The organism is Paralteromonas sediminis (genome assembly GCF_003820355.1).
Taxonomy (GTDB): Bacteria; Pseudomonadota; Gammaproteobacteria; order Enterobacterales; family Alteromonadaceae; genus Alteromonas_F; species Alteromonas_F sediminis.
In genome coordinates, this window is sequence record NZ_RPOK01000001.1 from 67,300 (window position 1) to 92,758 (window position 25,459).

The 25,459-nt window shown below is 45.7% G+C and carries 24 protein-coding genes; 13 read left to right on the forward strand and 11 right to left on the reverse strand.

The window, feature by feature from the left end; all coding sequences use genetic code 11:
* Positions 1-16: 16 nt before the first annotated feature.
* Positions 17-880 carry a 16S rRNA (cytidine(1402)-2'-O)-methyltransferase gene (gene rsmI, locus DRW07_RS00305; protein ID WP_124025892.1) on the forward strand — a complete coding sequence of 288 codons (864 nt, stop codon included), beginning with the start codon at positions 17-19 and terminating at the stop codon, positions 878-880.
* Between the two features lie 28 nt (positions 881-908).
* Here the strand turns inward: rsmI and nspC are convergent, their stop codons facing one another.
* The 4 genes from nspC to DRW07_RS00325 all read right to left on the reverse strand — a co-directional run bounded on the left by nspC (position 909) and on the right by DRW07_RS00325 (position 4,714).
* Complete coding sequence (nspC, locus tag DRW07_RS00310) at positions 909-2,045, reverse strand: carboxynorspermidine decarboxylase (protein ID WP_377923151.1); 1,137 nt, start codon at positions 2,043-2,045, stop codon at positions 909-911.
* Positions 2,046-2,060: 15 nt separating this feature from the next.
* Positions 2,061-3,263 carry a saccharopine dehydrogenase family protein gene (locus DRW07_RS00315; protein ID WP_124025894.1) on the reverse strand — a complete coding sequence of 401 codons (1,203 nt, stop codon included), beginning with the start codon at positions 3,261-3,263 and terminating at the stop codon, positions 2,061-2,063.
* A gap of 81 nt (positions 3,264-3,344) precedes the next feature.
* On the reverse strand, positions 3,345-3,752 hold the full coding sequence (locus DRW07_RS00320) for a hypothetical protein (RefSeq protein ID WP_124025895.1): 408 nt from the start codon (positions 3,750-3,752) through the stop codon (positions 3,345-3,347).
* A gap of 47 nt (positions 3,753-3,799) precedes the next feature.
* Positions 3,800-4,714, reverse strand: coding sequence for a 1-aminocyclopropane-1-carboxylate deaminase/D-cysteine desulfhydrase (locus DRW07_RS00325; RefSeq protein WP_124025896.1), 915 nt, complete (start codon positions 4,712-4,714; stop codon positions 3,800-3,802).
* Between the two features lie 75 nt (positions 4,715-4,789).
* Here DRW07_RS00325 and DRW07_RS00330 point away from each other — a divergent pair, with 75 nt between their 5' ends.
* The 4 genes from DRW07_RS00330 to DRW07_RS00345 all read left to right on the forward strand — a co-directional run bounded on the left by DRW07_RS00330 (position 4,790) and on the right by DRW07_RS00345 (position 6,734).
* Positions 4,790-5,305 carry a chalcone isomerase family protein gene (locus tag DRW07_RS00330; RefSeq protein ID WP_124025897.1) on the forward strand — a complete coding sequence of 172 codons (516 nt, stop codon included), beginning with the start codon at positions 4,790-4,792 and terminating at the stop codon, positions 5,303-5,305.
* A 1-nt stretch (position 5,306) separates the two neighbouring features.
* Positions 5,307-5,861 (forward strand): DUF3833 domain-containing protein, encoded by a 555-nt coding sequence (locus tag DRW07_RS00335; protein WP_124025898.1) that lies wholly within the window; start codon positions 5,307-5,309, stop codon positions 5,859-5,861.
* Between the two features lie 38 nt (positions 5,862-5,899).
* On the forward strand, positions 5,900-6,283 hold the full coding sequence (locus DRW07_RS00340) for an MAPEG family protein (protein WP_124025899.1): 384 nt from the start codon (positions 5,900-5,902) through the stop codon (positions 6,281-6,283).
* Positions 6,284-6,362: 79 nt separating this feature from the next.
* Positions 6,363-6,734 (forward strand): helix-turn-helix domain-containing protein, encoded by a 372-nt coding sequence (locus tag DRW07_RS00345; protein ID WP_124025900.1) that lies wholly within the window; start codon positions 6,363-6,365, stop codon positions 6,732-6,734.
* 21 nt (positions 6,735-6,755) lie between these two features.
* On the opposite strand, the gene aceK is transcribed toward DRW07_RS00345, so the two are convergent.
* A complete protein-coding gene (gene aceK / locus DRW07_RS00350) occupies positions 6,756-8,462 on the reverse strand; it encodes a bifunctional isocitrate dehydrogenase kinase/phosphatase (protein WP_124025901.1) in 1,707 nt (568 codons plus the stop codon).
* Positions 8,463-8,556: 94 nt separating this feature from the next.
* On the opposite strand from aceK, the gene DRW07_RS00355 reads away from it, so the two are divergent.
* The 5 genes from DRW07_RS00355 (at position 8,557) to ung (ending at position 14,570) form a co-directional block, all read left to right on the forward strand.
* Positions 8,557-8,922: a response regulator gene (locus tag DRW07_RS00355; protein WP_124025902.1), complete on the forward strand. Its 366-nt coding sequence runs from the start codon at positions 8,557-8,559 to the stop codon at positions 8,920-8,922.
* A 253-nt stretch (positions 8,923-9,175) separates the two neighbouring features.
* Positions 9,176-11,635 (forward strand): bifunctional aspartate kinase/homoserine dehydrogenase I, encoded by a 2,460-nt coding sequence (gene thrA, locus DRW07_RS00360; protein WP_124025903.1) that lies wholly within the window; start codon positions 9,176-9,178, stop codon positions 11,633-11,635.
* Between the two features lie 16 nt (positions 11,636-11,651).
* Positions 11,652-12,608 carry a homoserine kinase gene (thrB, locus tag DRW07_RS00365; protein ID WP_124025904.1) on the forward strand — a complete coding sequence of 319 codons (957 nt, stop codon included), beginning with the start codon at positions 11,652-11,654 and terminating at the stop codon, positions 12,606-12,608.
* Positions 12,609-12,616: 8 nt separating this feature from the next.
* Positions 12,617-13,900, forward strand: coding sequence for a threonine synthase (gene thrC, locus DRW07_RS00370; protein ID WP_124025905.1), 1,284 nt, complete (start codon positions 12,617-12,619; stop codon positions 13,898-13,900).
* A 1-nt stretch (position 13,901) separates the two neighbouring features.
* Positions 13,902-14,570 (forward strand): uracil-DNA glycosylase, encoded by a 669-nt coding sequence (gene ung / locus DRW07_RS00375; RefSeq protein ID WP_124025906.1) that lies wholly within the window; start codon positions 13,902-13,904, stop codon positions 14,568-14,570.
* Positions 14,571-14,624: 54 nt separating this feature from the next.
* Here ung and DRW07_RS00380 read toward each other — a convergent pair whose 3' ends face one another.
* From DRW07_RS00380 to tal, 3 genes are all read right to left on the reverse strand, one after another.
* Complete coding sequence (locus DRW07_RS00380) at positions 14,625-14,801, reverse strand: DUF3545 family protein (protein ID WP_124025907.1); 177 nt, start codon at positions 14,799-14,801, stop codon at positions 14,625-14,627.
* A 210-nt stretch (positions 14,802-15,011) separates the two neighbouring features.
* Entirely contained in the window at positions 15,012-16,655 is a 1,644-nt protein-coding gene (pgi, locus tag DRW07_RS00385; RefSeq protein WP_124025908.1) for a glucose-6-phosphate isomerase, read from the reverse strand.
* A 15-nt stretch (positions 16,656-16,670) separates the two neighbouring features.
* Positions 16,671-17,630, reverse strand: coding sequence for a transaldolase (gene tal / locus DRW07_RS00390; RefSeq protein WP_124025909.1), 960 nt, complete (start codon positions 17,628-17,630; stop codon positions 16,671-16,673).
* Between the two features lie 101 nt (positions 17,631-17,731).
* On the opposite strand from tal, the gene yaaA reads away from it, so the two are divergent.
* The 3 genes from yaaA (at position 17,732) to DRW07_RS00405 (ending at position 19,564) form a co-directional block, all read left to right on the forward strand.
* Complete coding sequence (gene yaaA / locus DRW07_RS00395) at positions 17,732-18,508, forward strand: peroxide stress protein YaaA (protein WP_124025910.1); 777 nt, start codon at positions 17,732-17,734, stop codon at positions 18,506-18,508.
* Between the two features lie 5 nt (positions 18,509-18,513).
* Positions 18,514-19,152: a glutathione S-transferase family protein gene (locus DRW07_RS00400; protein WP_124025911.1), complete on the forward strand. Its 639-nt coding sequence runs from the start codon at positions 18,514-18,516 to the stop codon at positions 19,150-19,152.
* Positions 19,153-19,228: 76 nt separating this feature from the next.
* The gene (locus tag DRW07_RS00405) at positions 19,229-19,564 is read left to right on the forward strand and encodes a VOC family protein (protein WP_124025912.1); all 336 of its coding nucleotides are present in this window, start codon (positions 19,229-19,231) and stop codon (positions 19,562-19,564) included.
* A gap of 6 nt (positions 19,565-19,570) precedes the next feature.
* Here DRW07_RS00405 and DRW07_RS00410 read toward each other — a convergent pair whose 3' ends face one another.
* From DRW07_RS00410 to DRW07_RS00420, 3 genes are all read right to left on the reverse strand, one after another.
* Positions 19,571-21,205, reverse strand: coding sequence for a tryptophan halogenase family protein (locus tag DRW07_RS00410; protein ID WP_124025913.1), 1,635 nt, complete (start codon positions 21,203-21,205; stop codon positions 19,571-19,573).
* 15 nt (positions 21,206-21,220) lie between these two features.
* Positions 21,221-22,009 (reverse strand): histone H3/H4 domain-containing protein, encoded by a 789-nt coding sequence (locus tag DRW07_RS00415; protein WP_124025914.1) that lies wholly within the window; start codon positions 22,007-22,009, stop codon positions 21,221-21,223.
* Positions 22,010-22,145: 136 nt separating this feature from the next.
* Positions 22,146-25,172 (reverse strand): TonB-dependent receptor plug domain-containing protein, encoded by a 3,027-nt coding sequence (locus DRW07_RS00420; RefSeq protein WP_124025915.1) that lies wholly within the window; start codon positions 25,170-25,172, stop codon positions 22,146-22,148.
* Between the last annotated feature and the right edge of the window lie 287 nt (positions 25,173-25,459).

Consider the following 25,459-nt stretch of genomic DNA (forward strand, 5'->3'; position numbering starts at 1 on the left):
ATATAAGAGTCGAACCGTGAGTGTATCAAGTCCTGCAGCTGCTGGCATCCTGTACATAGTGCCAACGCCAATTGGCAACCTCGAAGATATTACACAAAGAGCCCTTTCTGTTTTGCGCAATGTGAATGTCATTGCTGCTGAAGATACCCGTCACAGTGGTGTGTTGTTGCAGCACTTTGCCATTAATACTGCACTTGTCTCTGTTCATGAACACAATGAGAGTCAACGAGCACACGGCTTGATCAAGCGACTACTGGAAGGCGAGAATATTGCACTCATTAGTGATGCAGGTACACCGCTGATCAGCGATCCGGGTTACGTGCTGGTGAATGAATGTAGATCTGCGGGTATTACTGTAACTGCACTGCCGGGGCCTTGTGCCTTTGTGACAGCATTGAGTGGAGCAGGGCTGCCCACTGACAAAGTGAGCTTTTGTGGTTTTTTGCCCGTCAAACACAAGGCGAGGCTGTCGGTTTTATCTTCGGTTGAACAAAGTACACATACTACTGCTTTTTATGAAGCCCCTCGAAGAATAATCACTACATTGCAGGATATTGCAGATACTCTAGGCCCGCATCGGCAAGTTGCTATTGCAAAAGAAATCACCAAGGCTTTTGAGCACTATGAGGTTGGTACAGCATTGTCCTGTATCGAGTGGTTAGAAGCGGATAGCGCAAGGCAAAAAGGTGAGTTTGTAGTCCTTATTGGGCCAGACACACGATCCAACACAGAGATACCTCCAGAGGCGCTAAAACTGCTTCGAACACTGTCAGAGGTTCTGCCGCTAAAAAAAGCAGCCGCCATTGTTGCAGAGCATTATGAATTGAAAAAGAATGCCCTCTATCAAAAGGGCTTAGAGTGGCACAGTGACGCCAACTAACAAAAAGCAAGAAGTGCCACCGATACCGTTACGATAACTTGTACTTAAAGTCCTTGTAGTCAAATTTGCGTACGACTTCAAGTGAACCATCTTGCCTCAGAATGGCGATAGATGGGTGTTCAACACCATTGAAAAATGTAGTTTTAACCATGGTGTAGTGCATCATGTCTTCAAACTGTATCCGGTCACCTACGCGCAGGGGCGCAGCGAAGCTATATGTATCGATGACATCACCGGCTAGGCAGGAATTGCCGCCGAAACGATAATTATAGGGGTGTTGCCCCTCCTCAAAACCATGCAATACTACCGGTCGATAGGGCATTTCCAGAACGTCGGGCATGTGCGCAGTTGCAGAAATGTCAAGAATGGCAATCGCACCTTCATTCTCAACAATATCGACGACTTCGGCAATAAGAGGGCCTGTTTGCCAAGCAACTGCCGAGCCAGGCTCGAGAATTACATCTAAATGAGGGTGGCGTTGTTTAAACGCGCGTAGGGTATTTATGAGGTGGACGACATCGTACCCCTCACGTGTCATTAAATGGCCTCCGCCCAAATTAAGCCATTTAATGTGCTTAAACCAATGACCGAATTTGTCTTCAATAGCTAAAAGTGTTCGCTCAGTGGCATAGGAATCGCACTCACATAAATTGTGCACGTGAAATCCATCAAGCTCGGTCACATCCTGTTCGTTGAGGTCTTGCAACCGCACTCCCAATCGCGACCCTGGCGCGGCTGGATCATACAAAGGTGTCTCAGCTTCCTGATGCTCCGGATTGATGCGCAAGCCCACTGACACACCCGCCGCTTTGAGTTGCGCTTTGTACTGCCTGCACTGACTTAGGCTGTTAAACGACAAGTGATTCACTAGATGAGCCATTTCGTCGACATCTGCCTGTTTATAAGCGGGTGAAAAAGCGTGCACCTCTTTGCCCATTTCCTTTGCCAGCTTTGCTTCCCAGACAGAGCTGGCTGTCGCACCGTGCAAATACGGTTTGATAGTGTCGAAAACAGACCACATCGAAAACCCTTTTAGTGCCAGTATGATGCGAACACCGGACTCTTGTTGGACTCGCTCCATGAGAGTTAAATTGTCAATGAGCTTCTGCTCTTCCAACACGTAACAGGGCGAGGGAATATCAGTGCGTTTAGTCAGGTCAGTCACGGCGCGCATACTCGTTTATTTAGCAAATGGGCTCTGGTCACATTCCAAGACCTGCCAGGGCAGACCATGTTGGTTGAGCATGTCCATGAAGGGGTCAGGATCAAACTGTTCCATATTCCACACACCTGACTTCTTCCAAGTGCCATTGAGCATTAATGCCGCGCCTATCATAGCGGGTACGCCCGTTGTGTAGGATACTGCCTGTGCACCTACTTCCTCATTGCAGACCGCATGGTCACAGTTGTTGTAAATAAAGATGGTTTTTTCTTTACCATCCTTCACACCTGTAATGTAGGTACCAATGCAGGTCATTCCCGTGTATCCCTCGGCCAAAGAACCTGGATTAGGCAAGACGGCTTTCAGGAACTCCAATGGAACAATCTGTTGGCCCTGGAATTCAACAGGCTCAATGCTGGTCATGCCAATGCCCTCAAGAACACGCAAATGGTTAAGATAGGCATCGCCAAACGTCATCCAAAAACGCGCACGTTTTAGCGTAGGGAAGTGCTTAACCAGTGACTCCAATTCTTCGTGAAACATCAGGTAGGAGGCTCGCTCACCAATGTTTTGATAATGCAGATCTTCACGGACGCTAAGGGGGTCGGTTTCTTTCCATTCGCCATTTTCCCAAAAGCGGCCCCTTTGGGTAATTTCCCGAATATTGATTTCCGGATTAAAGTTTGTCGCGAATGCTTGTCCATGATCGCCGCCATTGCAATCCACAATGTCGAGATAATGAATTTCATCAAAATAGTGTTTTGCCGCGTAGGCGGTGTAAACATTGGTAACACCGGGATCAAAACCGCTGCCCAGCAGTGCCATAATCCCTTTTTCTTTAAATCGTTCCTGATAAGCCCACTGCCAGCTGTATTCGAACTTCGCTTCATCTTTTGGTTCGTAATTGGCGGTGTCGAGATAATCAGTTTGCGTGGCCAGGCAGGCATCCATAATTGGAAGGTCCTGATAGGGCAGGGCTAAATTGACTACTAAGTCAGGTTTTACCTGATTAATAAGCGCCTCTACTTCATCGGCATTGTCTGCGTCTACGGCAAAAACACCTTTTACCCGGTCCTCTCCCACTTCCTGTTGCAAAGCTTCACACTTAGATACCGTGCGACTTGCCAAGTAAATCTCGTCAAAATGCTCAGGTAAGCGAGCGCATTTTTTAACAGTAACAGTGGCAACGCCGCCAGCACCAATTATCAGAACACGTGACATAGTTTATTCCTACCAAAAGTGATTTTGCGCTGAATGCTAGCAAAGATAATAAATTTGTACAGAAAAGATGAGCAAGTCGGCTTAGTTTGATGTTTCCGTCAAGGGTTCAGCAAAGATTACCTCTCCGTTCGTCACCGTATAGGGAAAAACCAAAAAATAGTTCGAGTCTTTTTCATCGCTTAACTCAATGGCTACCGCGTCGCAAGGGATCTGATTTTTTTCAGCGAGAATAGCGGAATAGGCCAGCGCCGTTTGTAATGGTTTAGCGTAGGCGATATCAATTAACCGCCACTGAAGTATCTCAATCATGTCTGATGCATCAGTGACACTAGGGGCATGATCGGTCATCACACAGTCAAATTTACCTTTTTCACAAACCGCTGCGAAAGGATAAAAAACGGCGTGCCTGGCCAGCTGACTTGAAGAAAATGCCAAAACCTTGGCCACAAGGTCATGCATGTGATTCGGTATTTTTGCAGGTTCAACCATCTTTTTACTCCTCTGTACCCTATAAACGAAAAGAGAACAGAGCTGGTTCATTTCTGGTTGGAATTTACCCGTGCACCTTGTAACCCTCCAGTGTGAACTATTACGATATTGTCGGATTGCTTAAAGTGTTTTTGTTTAATTAACTGATCTAGCGCGTAAAAGGCTTTGCCGCTATATACAGGCTCCACACTAATATCTGTTGTGCTGTTCACTTTATTGCAAAAAGCCAACAGTTCTGGGCTACTTTTCGCATAACCTTTATGCACAAAATCATGTGTAATGCGCCAGTTGGTGTCGCCAGTGTCAATGAACCTCTGGACTTGATCTTCAAGGTAATTTTGACCTTTTAGTACAGCAATACCCAAAACATATTGGCTTTGGTTGCTTCCTTTAATCATTCCCGCCAGCGTAGCGCCACTTGCCACAGGCGCGACAAAGTGTGTGGGCAGATTCCGAGCATGCAGTTTCGTCAGCATTGATATTTCTTTCATCATATCCAGCACGCCGAGCACGGCCAATCGTGTGCTGCCACCCTCTGGAATATAAGTATGGGGGCCGAATACAGACTCCCGCCATGAGGCAAATGTCGATGACTCTCGTTGTGCATATTGTGCTTTGCTAAGAAAGTGAATCTGGCACCCCCAGCTTTGCAAATCGATTAGCATAGGGGTGAGGCTGTCAGCATAATTGCCTCGGATCAGTGCAGTAAAAGGCACCCCGCTGGTTGCGCATTTATAACCCAGCGCGTGTAAGTGATTGGAGTATCCCCCCCCAATACTCATCACGTGATGTGCTTTTTCAATATTTGTATAGGCCAGTTTTCGCCATTTGTTACCCGATATATAAGGATGAATCAGATCATCCCGCTTTACCCATACACAAGGCGCATCGTGAGGCCAGTCATCGAGAGAGAAGGGCGTCAGTGGAGAAGGTAAAGCAGCGGGAATAGAGGTGAATGACATAAGTTTAATCTTTGAATTCGAACCGAAAGTGCCCACCGCATCGTATCTACTTTTATCTGTTTACTGGAGTTCAACATGATGAGATTGCCAACGATTTTGATGGGCCTACTCATTTCATTTGGAGTATTAAGTATGCCACAGCCGGTGGACGAACACATTCCTCAGGCGAAGCTTGTGGGTGAAGGTAAATTTACCTACTTATTTTGGGATGTCTACAATGCACAGCTTTTTGCGCCCGATGGTCGGTGGCAGGCTCAGGCGCCTTATGCACTAACGCTTACCTACTTGCGCAATTTTGACGGGGAGGATATTGCCGTACGTTCCAGAGAAGAAATGGAAGGCCTTGGCTTCAAAGACAAAGAAAAGTTAGCGTCATGGGAGCAAGTCATGAAAGATATATTCCCTGACGTGCAAGAAGGTGAGCAAATTACAGGCATTATAAAAGCGGACCAAACCACGGTTTTCTATAAAAATCAGGAATTGATAGGGGCGGTTGAGGACCGGGAGTTTGGCGAACAATTTTTTGCTATCTGGTTACATGAAAATACGTCGGAACCTCGCTTGAGAAAAAAACTAATAGGAGAAAAATAAAATGGGATTTATTCGTCGCTCAGTCCTACTACTAGCAGCCTGGACTCTTTTAAGTGGATGTTCTTTATCAATTGATGGAGAACAGTACCAGTCGCTTTCCCCAAAGCTGGATATTCGCACTTTTTTTGATGGACAGGTAAAAGCATGGGGAATAGTGCAGAATCGTTCCGGCGAAGTCGTGCAGCGCTTTGTAGTGGACATTGACGGCACTCGCGAGGGCAACACATTGACCTTGGACGAGACCTTTGAATATTTTATGGGTGATGGGCCTGAAAAACGCATCTGGGTCATTACTTATAATGAAGACGGTTCGTTTACTGGGGAAGCCGGCGATATTATGGGGAAAGCAAGCGGGCGTTCTTATGGCAACGCATTTAACTTTCAGTATGAGATGGATCTGCCCGTTGGTGACACATCATACGAAGTTGCCTTTAACGACTGGTTTTGGGCCTTTGATCAAGAAACCTTGATGAACCGAGCTTACATTCAAAAATTTGGCATAGTCATGGCTGAAGTCACAATTTTTATGCAGCGACAGGAAAAGTCAGTACTATAAAGATCTGACCATTCACCCCTGTGTAAAGGACTATTACTGTGACGCTATTGCTATCTAGCCTACTTATCACAATCATAATGCCGTTTTTGGCGAAGGCACCCCTCGCGGTTGCCATGAATAAAGAAAGTAAGTATGACAATGCCTACCCAAGAGACCAACAGGCGAGGTTAACAGGGTTTGGGGCTCGGGCGAATGCTGCACATTATAATTGTTTCGAAGCATTAGCATGTTACACACCAGCAGTGCTGGCCGTTATTGCAACGAGTAACGTCAACGAACTCGCCGAGTTGAGTGCACTAGTGTTTGTCCTGGCCAGAGTGCTATATCTGCTGTGCTATTGGTTTGACAAAGCGACACTAAGGAGTGCTTGCTGGATAGTTGCCATGGCGGCGTTGTTCACACTATTTGCACAGGCTTTTTGAGTCTGTGTCGCGACAGTGTCGTGTTCATTTTAATCATTCTCTGTCATAACTAAGTGCTCGCAGCATATAAGGAACGACAATGAGCATTCGTGCACGCAGGTTGGATAAAGGTTGGTCTCAGGAAGAATTAGCTAGGTACGCTGGTTTGAGTACCCGTACGATCCAAAGAATCGAAGCAGGTCAAAACGCGGGCTTCGAGTCTTTAAAATGTCTTGCTGCTGTGTTTGAAACGTCAATTAATACTATTGTTCAGGAGCAGTCGATGGCAGAGCACTCAGTGAGTAAAGACACAGAAGTCAAAAACTTGCTTAAGGTTGAGCGAGAAGCAATAGAGTTTGCGCAGTCAATTTTGCGGAGCCCTCATTCGAACCCCAAAGATCCACTAACTAAAATTGAGCGGGATGCGATGTCTTATGCAAAAAAGTTACTGGGTAAGTTTGGCGGTGTTTGACGCTCTTATCGTTAAACTGAACTATTCATCCCTTCTAAAGCGCATTTTAGGGTTAAAGGGACAAAAGTGTGGGTTAGCACCTTGCTGAATACTTTGTTGCAATCCTTTCCAGTAGGTAGCGCTAAACAGGTCACTGTGCTCTTCTTTTAACATCTCTTTCCACACTTTTTTGGTAAGAATAAAGTGTTCAAATTGTTCTGGGAAAACATCGGTAGGCCCCACTGACAATGTGTCCATTGCATACGGGTCGTCTTTAGGTAGCTCGCGAAAATGCCGCTCATGCATTAAGCAGATTTCATCATAATCGTAAAAAACGACTCTGCCGTGTTTGGTGATACCAAAGTTTTTGTGCAACATGTCACCGGGAAAGATGTTTGCCATCGCGATTTGTTTTATACAAGTGCCCAAGTCCTGTATAGCTGCGCGTTGCTTATCTTCATCCTTCTCATTGTCTAAAAAGAGATTCAGTGGTGTGAGTCGCTTCTCGATGTATAGATGATGGATGGTTATTGTGTCGTCATCAATGGTGATGCTGCTCTGGCATGTGCTGGTTAGTTCATCAAGTAGAGCTTGTGATACTCGTGTTTTGGGCAGTTGGAAATTGACGTATTCATGGGTATCTGCCATGCGCCCTACACGGTCTGACATCTTGACCATTTTGTAGCATTTTTTAACGTGTTCGCGGGTAATTCGTTTACTTTCGGCGAATTTATCCCTTATAACTTTAAATACTACACCGTAAGAAGGTAAATAAAATACCGCCATGACCAGGCCTTTTATACCAGGAGCCAGCTCAAAATTATCATCGGATGTCGCTAAATGTTGTAGGTAGTCGCGATAGAAAGCAGTTTTCCCGTGTTTATGAAAACCAATTGATAAATACAGCTCAAAAAGCTTTTTATTGGGGATCAACTCGTGCAGAAAAGCAACCATCTCTGCCGGGTACTGCGCATCCACCATAAAATAAGCACGGGCAAAGCCAAATACTACACTCAGGTCCCGGCGGTCAGTTAGCAGCGCATCGACATAAATTTCCTGACAGTCATTAGTTTGTAAAGCTACTACAAATGGCAGGGTTTCATCCGGCATTTGAATTCTGCCAATAATGTATGCCGCTTTGCCGCGAAAAAAGATGGGCTTCAACACATCAACATCAGTCACACTGGCAAGCTGGCTATGGCTAAGTCGTTGTCTTAAAGCTTCATCTAACCGTTGTACATCTCGTTCCCAGTTTTCATAGGGAATGCCAAAGCGATAACAGGCAAACAGGGATTCGATGAGCGTTCGAACCGTCGTTTGCGTGTCAAAGCTAAACACAACCTTATGGCGATCCTTTCCGGGCAGAAAGCACATACTGGGCTGAAGAAATAGCAGTTCGTCATTGATTTGTGTGTGCTTAAAAATGCGTCCTACGATCGAGTTATAGTAGGTCTCTGCAAGTTCAGACTGTGGGTGGCCGTTAAGCTGAAGTAAATAGGCTTCTTTTAGACATCGCCAAAACGCGAGCGATTGTCTGGACTCGGGCGGCAAGCTGAAGAGTTGAGCTACTACGTCAGCTAAACTTTGTTCGTATATCGCGATACGTTCACGAACCGCATTTTGCATGCCTTGCCAGTCACCTTTTTCAAAAAGCGTCTGGGCACCCAAGGTGACACGCGAGAACCAGCGAAAGCTTTTATCGAACCCCTGCATGATCAGATAAGCTGCTCGTTGTGCCTCTTTTTGCATACTTCACCGCATTAATAAGTGTAGGACTTTCATTATTCTATTGCCTAAGGTACTTTAACGCACAACAAAAATAATAAGACTTTGGCAGAATATCATGAGTTATCGGGTGCTTATTTGCGACGATTCAGCACTGGCGCGGAAAATGACAAAAAGGAGCTTACCCGATAACTTCGCAGATTCGGTCGCTCAGGCAAGTAACGGCGAGGAGGCAGTAAGCTTGCTCTCGCAACAGCAATTTGATCTATTATTACTCGATCTGACTATGCCCATACTTGATGGTGTAGGGGTACTTGAGCAATTAAAGCAAAAAGAAATCGACATATTTACCATTGTCATCTCTGGCGATATTCAGCCTGAGATGCAAAGCCGAGTGAAACAATTTGGTGTTGTCGACTTTATTCCTAAACCTATTTGTGCCGAAAAGCTTACGCAAACCCTCAAGTTATACGGTTTCTTTTAGTCCAATTGAAACGAAAAGCGTATAAGTTATGGCAAATTAGCCATAATCTTTGCCATTTCACTGTTGACATATAGACGTCTATACGGCAAATTGACCGTATGAAAACAATAATTAGCACTACCGGCATTATGATGACAACCATCCCCTTGGGGGCGGTCGCTGGCTAGTGCAAATTGCAAAAGACAACGAAAGCCCGCCCTAAACAAGCGGGCTTTTTTTTATTCACTCAACAGCAAAAGCTTAGGAGTTTCACATGAAGGTTATGAAGTTTGGCGGTAGTTCACTAGCAGATGCTACACGCTATCTTCGTGTCACTGACATAACGCTTGACTGCCACAACAGCGATGGTGCTGCTGTGGTTTTGTCGGCCCCCAAAGGCGTGACAAATGCGCTGTCGTTATTGTGTGAGCAAGCAGCAAACCAGACCGATTATTTTGAGTTGTTAGAGAAACTCCGCATGACGTTAAAGGGAATTAACGATGAATTGGACCAGGCGCTAACAGGATATGAGCATGCTGCTTTGGTCGCGCTTATTGACGAACGTTTAGCGTGGTTATCACGACAGTTAGAAGGTTTTACATTACTGGGGTGTGCTCCAGATGCTATTTCAGCTGCTATTTTAAGCATTGGAGAGTATGTAAGTGTTAACTTTCTTCATCACATTCTGTCAGCGAAGGGCGTAGACAGCACTATCCTTGACCCTGTTGAGTACGTACTTGCCGAGGGAGATTACCTTGACAGTATAGCCGATGTTGCGCTGAGCAAAGCGCGCTTCTCAGACGTGGATGCGAGCGGCAGTCAAGTACTCATTATGCCAGGCTTTGTTGCCGCCAATGAGCAGGGTGAAAAGGTAACCTTGGGGCGAAATGGCTCTGACTACTCTGCTGCAATACTAGCCGCGTGTATAGATGCTACCTGTTGCGAAATCTGGACCGACGTCGACGGTGTGTACAACGCTGATCCGAATCAGGTAGAAGGTGCTGTGTTGATGGACAAGCTTACCTATCAAGAAGCCATGGAGCTGTCCTACTTTGGTGCAAAAGTGTTGCACCCCAAGACAATAGGTCCGATTGCACAACATCACATTCCATGTCTAATTAAAAATACGCTTAATCCCGCGGCGCCCGGCACGTTAATTAGTAACGAAGCCAGCACGAAGTGGACCAATGTTAAAGGTATTTCACAGCTTGAAAATGTGGCTATGTTTAATGTTGCAGGCCCAGGCATGAAAGGTATGGTAGGCATGGCGAGCCGAGTATTTGAAGTCATGAGCAACGCCAGTATCTCGATAACTTTGATCACCCAGTCTTCGTCGGAATACAGCATTAGTTTTTGTATACACAGCAAAGATGCTGAACGTGCGCTGGCATTGCTTGAAGATGCGTTTGCACTTGAATTATCTAATCAACTGCTCGACCCCATAGAGGTCAGGCACAACTTGTCAATTGTTACCCTAGTCGGAGATGGGATGAAACGAACAAAAGGGCTTGCGGCAAAATTCTTCAACTCAATTTCACAGGCTAGAGTGAACAACGTCGCAATCGCTCAGGGGTCCAGTGAGCGTTCAATTTCAACGGTTGTTGAAGCTGATAAAGCGAAAAAGGCGGTACGTGCTATACATCAGAATTTTTTCTCTGAACGGCATACGATTGATGTATTTTTGGTGGGCTGTGGCAATGTGGGTAAGGAGCTGCTTGATCAGTTCGCTCGTCAGCAAAAAGCACTATTGGAAAAACACATTCAGCTTCGTGTTTATGGCATTGCCAACAGCAAAAAGTTACTGCTGAACAATGAGGGGATTGACCTAAGCACTGATTGGTACTCAGCGCTGGCTGCTAGTCAGGAATCTTTTTCTATTGAGCTGCTCCAAAACTGGGTAGATGAACAGTGCTTGGTTAATCCGGTAATTGTTGACTGTACCAGCAGCGAAGCAGTGGCATCGCTCTATGTGGATCTCATGAATGCTGGCTTCCATGTGGTTACACCAAACAAAAAGGCCAACACAGGTTCTCTTACTTACTACGAAGCACTTAAAAATACCGCACTGCAAACAAAGCGCCAGTATCTTTACGAGACAACCGTAGGCGCAGGCCTACCTGTCATTGATAACTTGCAAAAACTGTTCAGTGCTGGCGATGAACTGCACCGCTTTGAAGGCATTTTATCAGGTAGCCTCAGTTACGTTTTTGGTAAACTGGAAGATGGTATGAGCTTGTCTGAAGCCACTGCTACAGCCAAAGAAAATGGATTTACTGAACCCGATCCACGTGATGACCTCAGTGGTACAGACGTGGCACGTAAACTTCTCATCTTAGCAAGAGAGGCAGGCATATCACTTGAATTATCTGATATTGATATTGAGTCTGTGCTGCCCGAAGGCTTCGCCGGCAATGACGATATTGAAAGCTTTATGGCGCGGCTTCACGAGTGTGACCACGCGTTTGCTGAAAAAGTTGAAGCCGCTAAACAGGCGGGTAAAGTGCTAAGATACATCGGCAAGATTGAACATGGTAGTTGCAAAGTCAGTATTGAAGCCGTTCTTCCAGACCATCCACTGGCTGTGATCCGCGATGGTGAAAATGCGCTTGCAATTCACAGTGACTATTATCAACCAAAACCTTATGTTATTCGTGGTTATGGTGCCGGCGGAACTGTTACCGCCGCGGGGGTGTTTGCTGATATATTGCGCACTATGCCGTGGAAACAAATTTAAGATGCAATTATCAACCATGACAAAAACAACAGTTTACGCACCTGCCTCGATAGGAAATGTCAGTCTGGGCTTCGACGTTCTCGGTGCTGCGCTGGTACCCGTGAGCGGAGACAAACTCGGCGATTATGTTTCTGTCTCAGAAGCGACGTCAGACAGCCTTGATGTACAAGGTCCATTTGCGCATAAGCTTCCCGCCGATGCCAGTACCAATATTGTTACACAATGCCTACATTTTTTTCGCGAGGCATGTGCATTGCGGGGTATTACAATTCCTTCAACGGCGATGTCATTAGAAAAAAACCTGCCTATTGGTAGCGGGTTGGGCAGCAGTGCCAGTTCTATAGTCGCAGCGTTTGCGGCTCTCAATGCGCATTATGGCAATCACTTCAACGAAGATGAGCTACTTACCATGATGGGAGAGTGTGAGGGACAAATTAGCGGTAGTGTTCACTACGACAACGTCGCTCCCAGTTATCTCGGGGGGATGACATTAATGACGGGGTTGTCATCACCTGTGACCAGCAAATTACCACAAGTTGATTCTTGGTATTGGACCTTGTGCTATTCTGGCATATCAGTGTCTACATCCGCGGCAAGAAAAATACTGCCTGAACAAGTAGACATGGCGACTGCACTCACTTTCGGTCGCCAACTGGCGGTATTCGTTGATGCCTTACATCAACAGGATGAGGCGCGTGCAGCGAGTATGATGCATGATGTAATTGCTGAGCCCTATCGACAAACTCTATTGCCAGGGTTTACCGAAGCGCGAGCATATTGCATGAGCAAGGGCGCATTGGCATTTGGTATTTCCGGTTCGGGCCCAACGGTTTTCGCTGTTAGTGATAATAAAGAAACGGCGGATGATCTTGCACAGTGGTTGCAACAACATTATGTACAAAATAAAGATGGCTTTAGCCACGTATGCCGCATACCAGATGAGGGTGTGGTGATCGAAACAACAAAGATGTAGGAAAAACAGTGGAATTAGTTAATTTAAAAGATCCACAAGACACAGCCAGTTTTAAAGAGGCAGTAAAACGCGGATTGGGTAAGCAACAAGGTTTGTATTTCCCCCGAAGTTTTAAAGCTTTCGATGATGTAAACAGTGTGCTTAATATGCCACTTCAGCAACGCAGTGCGTTCATCTTAAGGGCCATTATTGGCGATGAACTAACCGATGCTGATATTACAGAAATCGTCGATACCGCATTTAACTTTACTGCGCCTGTTGCGGCGGTAACCGATAATATCTACACCCTAGAACTCTTTCACGGGCCAACATTGGCCTTTAAAGATTTTGGGGGCAGGTTTATGGCACAGTGCCTTTCAAAAATCAGTGATGGCGAGCCTATCACTATTCTTACTGCAACATCAGGTGATACGGGGGCTGCCGTAGCACATGCATTTCACGGTATAGATAACATCAATGTGGTTATCTTATTTCCCAAGGGAAAGATAAGCCCGCTGCAAGAGAAGCTTTTCACTACGCTTGGTGGCAATATTCACACCTTTAGTGTTGACGGTGATTTTGATCAGTGCCAAGCGCTGGTTAAAACCGCGTTTGATGACCCTGATGTTAGAGAGGGCTTGCACCTGAACAGTGCAAACTCAATCAATATTAGTCGTCTGTTAGCACAAGTGTGCTATTACTTTGAAGCCTTTGCTCAACTGCCTGAATCACAGCGCGACAAGGTCGTTGTGTCTGTGCCTAGTGGTAACTTCGGAAACTTAACTGCCGGTATTATTGCAAGGGCGTTAGGGTTACCTATCAAGCGCTTTATTGCAGCAACCAATGCCAATGATACGGTGCCGCGTTATCTTAAAGATGGCGTATGGGCTCCTAATGATACAGTCGCTACGATTTCCAATGCCATGGACGTAAGCCGTCCCAATAATTGGCCGCGTATTGAGGCGCTTATCGAAAGAGGGGAGCTGCCAAAAGAGGCGCTGGCAGGTGTCGCAGTAGATGAAGAGTCAACACAAATCGCTATGCGCCAATTGGCACAAAAAGGATATACAAGTGAGCCTCATGCGGCAGTAGCATTTCATGCGCTCGAACATCACCTTGAAGAAGGCGAAATTGGCTTGTTTTTAGGTACTGCTCACCCGGCTAAATTCAGGGAAACTGTTGAGAATGTGTTAGGTCAGCCTATTGCCTTACCTGGACCATTGGCCGCGTGTGCTGCTGAGAAAGGGCTTGATGAGCCCATCAGTAGTGATTATGAGGATTTAAAAGCCAAGCTTTTTGCGACACTCGGCTAACATGCAGACCACATGGAAAGAAACACTGGCTGCTGAAAAGCAGTCAGATTATTTCAAGCAATTAATGGCATTTGTGGAACAGGAACGCGCGAGTACAAAAGTCATATACCCACCGCCTGCTGATGTGTTCAACGCGCTGAAATTGACACCTTTGGCGTCTGTAAAAGTGGTTATTTTAGGGCAGGATCCTTACCACGGGCCAAACCAGGCCCATGGTTTGTGCTTTTCTGTGCCGCCCGGTATCCGTCCACCCCCTTCGCTACGAAATATATTTAAAGAGTTGAGTCAGGATATAGCAGGCTTTTCTATTCCCGAAATGGGTGATTTAACGGCATGGGCAAGTCAGGGGGTGTTGCTCCTAAATACAGTACTCACCGTTGAAGAGAGTAAGCCACACTCACACGCAAACAAAGGGTGGGAAACCTTTACTGACGCGGTCATAAAAGCCGTCAATGACCACAATAAGCATGTCGTGTTCTTATTATGGGGCAGCCATGCCCAAAAGAAAGCAATGCTTTTGGATGAACAAAAACATAGCGTCTTAAGAGCGCCACACCCTTCGCCGTTGTCAGCGCACAGGGGCTTCCTAGGTTGCCGTCACTTTAGTCAGACCAATACTCTTCTTGCGAATAAGGGGCAACAGCCTATCGACTGGCACCTAGGTAACTAGCCATTTAAAACCTGAAGAAATAAAAAAGGCCGCATACACGATGCGGCCTTTCTGTTATCTCTCTGCGGTTTCTAGCTCGTATTCAAAGCCCATGTCGTATTCGGCGAGCTCTTTTTCTAGGCGGAAGCGGTCTTTAATTGCTTCTATTTCACGCCATTTGCGTTTTTTACTTTTGGTTTTTGCGGGACGAGTTTCTTTATCTAGCACTGAAAAAAGATCGGAAGTATCCACGTAGATCCCCTTTGTTATTACCGCTTACTACACAATTGGTCGGTAGTTATATCCGCTACCAATTAATTTTTTACCACAGGCAACCAAAAAATAAAATATAAAAATTAACTTTTGATTAACAAGTTGTGACAATTTCGTGACAAATTGAGGAGACTAGATGGGTGAGAACTGGGAGAAATTCGCACACCTCTTCGAGGTGTGCGCAAGGGGTTACTGAGTATTAGCTTGTTTGAATTTTGTTATTAATGCCGCGGTTGAGTGATCAAATGCACTTAGTGCAGTGTTCCCATCAATCCCACTCAGTACCTGATTACCCAGAACTTTTCCTAATTCCACGCCCCACTGGTCGTAAGAATTTAGGTGCCAAATGGTGCCCTGAACATGTACTTTATGCTCATACATAGCAATCAGCGCGCCAAGTGTGAAAGGATCGAGTTTTTCAAACGTAATGGTATTGCTAGGTTTGTTACCTGGCATGGTCTTGTGTTCCGCTAAAGCACGGCGCTCATCTTCTTCCAAGCCTTTGTTTTCGAGGTCTGCATAACAATCTTCATACGCCTTACCCTGCATAAGTGCCTGTGCCTGACCAAAACAGTTAGAGGCCAGCATGGCGTGATGGGTTGCATCGCTGTTGTCGGCCACGAGTGGGAAAATGAAGTCGATAGGCATAAGTCCTGCACCTTGATGGATCAATTGGTGAAAACTATGCTGCCCATTGGTGCCTTCACTACCCCAAATGATGGGACCAGTGGCATAATCAACACGCTCGCCGTCTTTGTTCACACTTTTTCCATTGCTTTCCATGTCCAATTGCTGAATATATGCGGGTAGGCCTCTTAAGTAATGGTAATAGGGCAATAGAACCTGCGACTGGCCATCAAAGAAGTGTCGATACCAAACGCCAAGTGTGGCAAGAATTACAGGTATATTTTGTTCAAGAGGTGCAGACACAAAATGTTCATCCATGGCATGGGCACCGTCCAGCATGGCATTGAAGTTATCAAAGCCCAGTGCTAGTGCAATCGGCAAACCGATTGCTGACCACAATGAATAGCGGCCGCCAACCCAATCCCACATAGGAAAGATATTTTCTTTTGCAATTCCAAACTCAGTCGCCGCCGCGACATTAGATGAAATTGCGATAAAGTGTTTTGCGATATCCTCTTGTGTGCCGCCCTTAGAAAAAAACCAAGATTTTGCGGTGAGGGTATTTTGCAATGTTTCCTGCGTAGTGAATGACTTAGAAGACATCACAATCAAGGTTTCTTCATGATCCAGCGCATTCAACACATCATTGATGTGGCAACCATCAACATTTGCCACAAAATGGACGTTGATGGTGTCAGTTTGGTAAGGCTTCAATGCTTCGGTCATGATCTTAGGGCCTAAGAAAGACCCGCCAATGCCAATACTTACTACGTGTTTGATAGGTTTCCCGGTATAGCCAAGATGACGACCACTGTGAATGTCGTTTACAAAGGCGGCCATCTTATCTAGCGTTGCCCTTACTTCTGGCATGACGTCCTTGCCATCTACATAAACAGGTTTATCTGACTTGTTACGCAGTGCAGTATGCAACACGGCACGCCCTTCGGTGTTATTAATAATCTCACCTGCGAACATGGCATCTCGAGTTTCTTCAACCTTACACGCTTTGGCTAGGTCGAATAGACCCTGCATAACACTGCTTGTTATGCGGTTTTTTGAATAATCTATTTCGATACCACACGCCGACACAGTGAAATCTTGAGCGCGTGAGGGTTCAGCTGCAAACCAGTCTCGCATGTGCTGACCTTTGATTTCGTTTGCAAGATTTGACAACGTTGTCCATTCTGGAGTCTGCATGAAATTCATAATGACTATGTTCCTTTACACTGTAAGCTTTTGCTTTAATTGTGCTTCTAACTTGCCTTGATCGGCTGCGAAATTGCGAATACCTTCAGCTAACTTTTCAGTTGCCATCGGGTCTTCATTCATCTCCCAGCGAAATTGTGACTCGGTGAGGGAATCAGAGGGAGTGGCAGTGGTACCCTTGTCGGTTAATTGCGTAGGTAAAGCCGTTTTTTCATTGGCAAGTTCTTCAAGTAGTTGAGGGCTGATAGTCAGCCTATCACATCCTGCCAGAGCCTGAATTTCGCCAATATTGCGGAAACTTGCGCCCATCACTACCGTTTTGTAGCCATGTTCTTTGTAATAATTGTAAATTCGAGTCACTGATTGCACGCCCGGGTCCTCGAGTGGTGCATAACTATCGACACCTGTATTTGCTTTATACCAATCCAAAATACGGCCTACGAAAGGGGAAATCAGATAAACGCCAGATTCGGCACATGCCCGAGCCTGAGCAAAGCTGAAAAGCAATGTAAGGTTACAGTTGATCCCCTCTTTTTCGAGATGCTCGGCAGCTTTGATACCTTCCCAGGTTGACGCTATTTTAATCAGGATGCGCGATTTATCTATGCCTGCCTGGTCATACAACGCGATGAGTCGGTGTGCCTTTTCGATCGTTGCATTTGTATCAAAGGACAATCGGGCATCGACCTCAGTAGAAATTCTGCCAGGGATCAAGGCGCTGATTTCTTTTCCTATCAGCACTGCGAGTTTGTCGCCAGCGTCAATGACTTGCTGAGCAATGTCTGCACTTTGCGACTTTGCCCAATCAACAGATTCTTGTATTAATGAAGCGTACTGTGGAAGGGCCGCTGCTTTAAGCAATAAGGAAGGGTTGGTAGTTGCGTCAACAGGCTGATATTTTTTTATTGCCTCAATGTCGCCCGTGTCGGCAACAACAGTTGTGATGTCTCGCAAAGCATCAAGTTGATTCGTCATGTGGCTCTCGTATTTAATTTTATTACAAATGGAGGAAGTATAAACCTAATAGGGCGCTTGAGTGTATACTCTTCCAGTTATCAAATGAGCTAGGAGTTTTTATGTTAATTGTTGTATCGCCAGCCAAGAATCTCGACGTCACGTCTGCGGTTTCAGTCGAGGACTATACTTTACCAGACTTGATTGACGATACCATGACATTAGTCGATCGTTGTAAAACATTATCGCCATCGCAGCTAGGTTCACTGATGTCTATCAGTGATAAGTTGGCCGTTTTAAATGCGGAACGCTTCAACAGTTTCACGTTACCTTTAACAAAGGAAAATGCAAAACAGGCGATGTATATGTTTAATGGCGATGTCTATACAGGACTGGATGCGCAGAGCCTCGATGACGATGATGTGGCATTTGCACAAAAACACTTGCGTATCCTATCAGGGCTTTATGGTATTTTGCGCCCCCTTGACCTTATTCAACCATACCGCCTTGAAATGGGCACTAAGCTGGATAATTCACGGGGAAAAAACCTCTATGAATTTTGGAATACCAAGCTAGCAGAGAAAATAAATACTGAGTTAAACGAAGCGTCAGAGCAGACCCTGGTGAACTTAGCCTCTAATGAATATTTTAAGGCCGTTGACAAAAAGGCGCTCAACGCCACTATTATTACCCCAGTTTTTAAGGACTATAAAAACGGGCAGTACAAAATTATCAGTTTTTATGCCAAAAAAGCCCGCGGTCTCATGGCTCGCTACATAATTCAAAATAAGCTGACATCATCAACCGAGCTATCGTCTTTCAACCTTGCCGGTTATGTTTACAGTGAAAAAGACAGTACGCCCGATACCCCAGTTTTTTTGCGTGACAGCCAGGAGTAGCACTCATGTATACACTTTACGGGTTTCCTAATACGCGTTCTTTTAGAGTGCTTTGGGCGCTAGAGGAAGCTCAGGTTAACTATGATTATCAGGTAGTAAATTTATACCAAGGCGAGCATAAGCAAGCTAACTATTTGGCCTTATCACCCATGGCTAAAGTGCCCTTATTAAAAACACCTGAAGGTGTGCTTGCGGAGTCGCCAGCGATACTGGCTTATTTGGCGGCTCATCATGGCGCTCCTTTATTGCCTGACAGTACCGACCTTTTTGTCACTGGTAAGGTATTTGAGATGCAGTCTTTTATTGCCTGTGAACTGGAGCAGCCGTTGTGGACAATGGCGAAGCATACATTTGCACTGCCCGAAGAAAGGCGTGTTAAAAAAGTGAAAGAGACGGCTAAGTGGGAATATGAACGAGCACTCAAGGTGTTTTCAAGCATGCTCAACGACAACGCGTATGCCACGGGCACGCAGTTTAGTTATGCTGATATTTTGGCTGTCCACACGTTGAACTGGGCCAAGAACGCTAACATGCCTTGCCAATTTGACAATGTTAAGCACTATTGTGAAACCGTGATGAGAAGAGAGGCTTATCAACGCGCGCTGCAAAAAGAACAGGAAAAATTAGCCTCGTTCAACAAATAGACACAATTGTTGGCTATTATTTATTCATGTAAGTGATTTAATACTAGTCAACAAATATCCAACATTAGGACGTGTCATGCAGCTCGGTCAGTTTTCTCTCAGTTTATCAGTAAGCGATATCGCTATTTCTAAATCTTTCTATGAAAAGTTAGGCTTCGAACCCTTGCCATCCTGTGGTTCCATCGAAGATAAATGGCTCATCATGAAAAGTGGTAGCGTGATGATAGGGCTGTTTGAAGGGATGTTTGAAGACAACATAATGACGTTTAACCCGGACAATGTGCGGGAAATTGAACGATTATTGACAGAAGAAGGTGTGGAAATGCTCACTCCTGTCAAAGGAGAAAGTGGTCCGGGTCACTGTATTTTTAAGGACCCGGACGGCAACACCATTATGCTTGACCAGTTTTAACTCGGTCTAGGCTACCCAGCCTGCCGGTTTGGCATGGGTTTGATATTGCTGCATGCCAACCTTTTGTTGCAGCCAGTAGGCATGGGGTGGCAGGTTCTGTTTTGCTGCCTGAAGACGCTGTAAAATGATCGGATTGATTTCAGTGGGTGGCCGGTTTGTGCCGAACCATTGTTCTGACTCCTGCTTTAAGAAGTCCATGCCATATAAAATGCATTCATAGCTTTGATAGTTCCATAGACCGGCTGTGTCTACTGCAGGTCTGCGGTCCTGACCCGCTATTGTCTGGTCTACCGGTAACACAGATTGACCCGGTAACCACATATCATCAAAGTCTGAAGGGCTCGGGGGCTTCACTTTCCAGTATTCAAACTTAGCTTTCAATCTGTCGTTAATGCGCTCTGGCTTTTGCACTTCGCGCCAGAAATCAGTATCGGTCCGTTGTGTGAGGCAATAGTGCATATTAATGAAATCGAGTATTTCATAAAACCGGTTGCTCATCAGACGGTTATATCGGGTAGACAGCAAGTCCATCCCCGAGTCCTGCCAGGGGAAATGCTCAGCGAGCATTACCGCGCCCATGTCACTTAAATACAAACCGGTCGATTCAAGGGGCTCAATAAAGCCACCCGATAAGCCTATCGCAACACAGTTGCCGTGCCAAGTTCTATGCCTTCTTCCTACTTTGAAGCGTACCAAGCGCGCGTCCAATGCGCCTGTGTCGTCACCCTGATAGGCGCGCATTTCTCTTTCAGCTGATTCCTCGTCGATGAAGGCACTTGAATGCACATAGCCAATTGAACGGCGGCTTTGCATAGGAATATCCCAAATCCAGCCATTGGATAGGGCTGTAGCCGTTGTGTAGGGACGAACCATGCCAGGATAAAAATCATCATAGGGCACGTGCATGGTAATAGCTCTGTCACACAATAGCCATTGTGAGCAATCTTCAAAACCGACACCTAGCTTTTCTTCAATCAGCCGCGCTCGAAAACCCGTACAGTCGACAAAAATGTCAGATTCGAGTGTTTCACCCTGGTCGGTGGTAACCGATTGGATATGATCTGCATCGCGCAATGTAATATCGACTACATTGGCAAAGGTATGTTTAACGCCACGCTGAACCGAAAATTCGCATAAATAGTCAGCAAACTTCTGTGCATTCATATGGTAGGCATAGCTAAGGGGTTGTCCCATACGCCATTCACCCATCATTTTAGGTGTTAGCCCCATTTCACAAATAATCGGTTGGGCTGAGCAGGTTTCCATAAAGGGAATACTTTGATCACTTTGCAGCCAGCGCATGCCCATGTTGTCACGGGGCTGGACGGTCGCCCTGCTGAACGGGTGGTGGTAGAAGGTATTGTTCTTATGCACCCAATTGGTGTACTTGATGGATTGTTTGAATGTGGCCTCAGTGGCGCGCATAAATTCCATTTCGTCCACACCGATAACGGCAAGTAAATGACGCATCGAAGGAATGGTGGCCTCACCCACAGAAATTCTGGGAGTATCAGGTGACTCTATCAGGTGAATATCGACCTTTGGATCAGCACCTTTATTGTTCAGTGCGCCGTTCAGATAGGCGGCAGTCATCCAACCTGCTGAGCCGCCCCCTACGATTACTACTCTTCTTTTTTGCATAACGATTATCTAATATTAATAGTAGCCAAGAATATTGCGCAATCCTGGTGCTGCATATTCAACAAGCTGTTTTTGTTTATCGGGTAACTCACTCGGTAATTCCACACTCTGACCCGATAAGTTCTCTCTGGCGGTACCACTTTGTTTTCTGTCAGAGCCAATTTTTACCCGTTCTTTCCAGTCACCTGGCAATGAAGGCAAACCAAGCACACTGAGTAAATCAGCAAAAAAGGTCTCTGCTTCTTTGCTTTCCAGATTTTTCAAATGTTTTATCACATGTTCGTACTTGACCAGCTTTACGCCAGTACCAAGCCATGCAACCGCATTGTGTGTAAAAATTTCTTCCAAGGTAGGTGCTTTTTGATAAATACCAAATATCATCATGTTTAGCATCTCTTCTATGGAAACCGCGCCGTTTTTAAGGTGATCCATTTGTCCCTGAAAACTGTCAGAGAGGAAAAAGCGCGCTCTTGCTAGTACCCAGTCATAAGGGTCACGAACAATGAGCAATTGCGTTGTGGATTTAAGGCCTCTGGCTGCATCATCAGAAAACAGCAGGTGTCCCCAACTTAGTACAGGCTTTTTGCTATCAAATGCCTGCAAATGCTGTTTAAGGTTAGGATGCTGAATGAAGTCAGCATGGTATTGTTGTTCTACTGGCACAAACATTCTCAAAATGTTGCGCATTAAGTGGGTGCCACACTTGGGCACTGAATTAATAAAAACGGGATGTGTGAGAGGGTGTTGCTCAAAATTTTTGTTGAGCTCGTTCAGGTTATCAGACTTAGCAAAAACTCTTGGCATTCTGTTGCTTTACGCCCCATTGACTAATTGATTACTTCTTGACCTAGTATAAAAGCATCTTATACCAGATTACGAGCGCTTACCGTGAAGCAATTAAAAAAGCCGACCGAAGTCGGCTTTTTACAATAGCTATTACTTAGAAGTCATAAGACATATTAAGGAACAGTCTTCTTCCTAACCAGTCATACTGGCTGTAGAAAGCAGAGGTACCTTCACGTCTTACTACACCACCAAAGTCACTGGCTTTAGGCGGCTCCTGATCCAGCACGTTGGCCATACCAAAAGTGAAATCGATATCATAAAGGTTCTTAGATACCGCTAGAGAGTGGTACATCTTACCGCTGTCGTTAAAGTCAAGTCTGACTTCTTGGCCGCGAATAGTTGATGTGTCGTTGTACTCATTTTCATTCTGGAAAGGTCTCACGTGGTTAGACACGCTACCGATATAGCGCGCTGTCCATGTTACGTTCCAATCTTCGTTTGAAGTCCAGCTCAACGTGAAGTTAGCCACTTTCTCAGGGCGACCAAATTCACCTGTTCTGTCCTCAGGATCTTCCGTTGGGAACAGCTGACGAGACGCTTCTTGCTGTACAGTACCTTCTAGACTTACGTCGAACTGACCGTACTCGGTTTCAAAGTCATACCTTACTGCAACGTCGTAACCACGGTTGACCTGGCTAGCAATGTTTAGGTAACCGCCTCGGATAGTTGAAATACGCTGATCGAGAGGGTCACGGTCAAACTGGTCACACAAAGGTTCATTGGCAAAGTCTAGTGAGTTATAACACTGTGCGGTAATGGTCGCTCCGCCCAAGTTAGTTACTTCACCTTCTATTTCAATGTCAAAGAAGTCGATGGACATGACTAAGTTTTCAACGAAGCTTGGCTTATAGATGAAGCCAAAGGTATTCGATGTTGACGTTTCCGGTGCCAATACGCCTAAGCCGCCTGACGTGACCGTGGTTGCACTAATAGCGCCACCCGAATAATCAGCTGCAATGCCGTCTGCCGCGCAGTTGTCAGCGGTTCTTTGCGTAATGTTACCTTGAGACAATGCATCACCCCAGCGTACACAAGGGTCGGCAAGCGATTGACGAAGGCTTCCGGTTTGCTCATTCAGATATAATTCGAACAAAGCAGGTGAACGGAAAGAAGTACTTCTGTTACCACGGAATCTAAGTTGGTCGTTGATGGTCCAGTTTACGCCCACTTTGTACGTAGTATCGTCGCCAGACGAATCGACGTCGGTGTAACGGCCAGATAGTGTTAAATCTAGTTTCTGCGCTAGGAATACGTCCTCAAGCACAGGGATCTGGAACTCGGCAAACACTGCTTTGGTATTGTCATCACCAGCGGTAATACCAGCCGTTGATGCGCCCCACACGTTACCTGCAAGGGTGGCTTCTCCAGGAGTGTCCACAATTTCGTCTTTCTGGTAATAAATACCAACCGCGGCACCAACAGTACCTGCTGGCAGTTCAAACACATCACCTGAAGCGAAGGCTTCAAAGGTTTGCTGTTTATAAACGGTGTTACCCACGTCTTCACCAAACAAGAAGTCACGAACTTCTTGTGATACCACACCGCGCATCAGGTCTGGACTTAACCAAGGAACATCCACACATGCCGCACCGCGCACGGAGCTCGTTGTGCCTACGCAAGACCCTGTAGAGAAGTTGTTGTCGCTAATTGCGTCGTCGTAGATGATTTTGTTCAAGTAATCACCGTCTGAACGGCTAGACTGAAGCGATACGTCAAAGTACCAAGTGTCGCCAATATCACCGGTTAAGCCTACTACAAAGCGTTGATAATCAACCGTAGTCACACTACCTGAGTGGTCTGTGATTGGCGTAGGGCTCAGCCAGTTGGCACCTGTCCAACCTTCACTCAATGAGCTACCGCCACCATCAACAATTGGTTCCCCACCGAAGAGGTTTCCAAAGTTTGCATTTTCGTTATAAATATAACTCCAATATTGACGGTAACCGTTTATGGTTGTTTCACGTCTGTTGATGAGTGCTTCACCGTACACCATCATGGTGTCTGTGATTTGATAATCACCCGTCGCGTAGACAGTCGCACGCTCATTTTTTGGTATCAACGATGTCAAACCAAAGAAAGGATGCTGGTAATCTTGAACGGCATCAGAGGCCGCATCATAACCCACTGGGAACCAACCATCAGGCACACCTACGTGATAAGGGTTGTTAGGGTCGGTATTAAATGCCGGAATATAGTTTCCTAATACGCCGTCATAGTCATATTGAATTCTCGTAAAGTTACCAGGGCGGTTTCCATCATCAGTGTAACTGTCTTGGTAGTCATACATCCAAACATGGCCCCACAATAAGTCACGGCACTGGAATTCACCGGTTCTGGGGTCAACTAAGTCAGCACGCTCTCCAGTTTGCGCATCAAACACATAACGCTCACCACACTGGAACCAATCTCTGTCTTTCTTCGCGAGTTCAGTTTGCAAATTATAGTCTGCAGTAACCCTGAATGAACCGTTTTCATTCGCCTGACCGTATGTGGCGTTGATACGGAACTGCTCGCCACCACTTTCCATGGGCTGTGTATAAGAAACGTCAACGTTTCCGCCATCGTCTTTCTTGGTAATAATGTTAACAACACCTGCAACGGCATCTGAACCGTAGATAGATGATGCACCGTCTTTAAGGATTTCAATTCTTTCAACAGCAGAAAGAGGAAGCACGTTGAAATCGAAAGAAGAAACCTGCCCACGTGTACCCGCTGGACCGATACGACGACCATTCAATAGTACTAAAGTACGGTTGGCACCTAAACCACGCAAAGATATAGTTTCTGAACCTGCACCACCTTCTTGGATTAGTGCAGTTGAAAGTGCCGCTGTGGCCTGAGGAGAACCCGCGGCAACCGTTGAATTCCTGAGAAGCTCACTCACATCACCAATGCCCTGAGAGACGGCATCGTCAGCTAAAATAACTTCAACAGGTAGGGCTCTGTCGAATCCGTCGTTGCGAATACGGCTACCTACGACCGAGATTTTCTCAACGGCCTCGTCTGCTTTTGGTTCAGTGGTTTCTTGTTCTTGAGCTGCTGCTGCAAATGACGCCGACGCCAGTATGCAACTGATAGCATGGGCAAGAGGGAGCCTACGCATTTTTTGTGTGTCTATCATGTTATGTTCCCAATAGATTTGTTATGTCTTTAAGAACGTCATGCACAGATATGGAAAATGAGAGTCAACATTTGTTGCTCATCAAGTGAAAAAATGATTGTGTTGATACTGTTACAGGTTCCATAGCATGCGTTCTTTTTATAGGTTAGAGGTATAAATTATATTTTTTAGAACTAACCAAAATGGAACTATTGTATATTGCGTGGTCAAAAGCAAGTGTTTTTTTGACCGTCATATTGTGGATCTCAGGGTTTATATGGACTTCAGCACATATCTCGGACGACGGC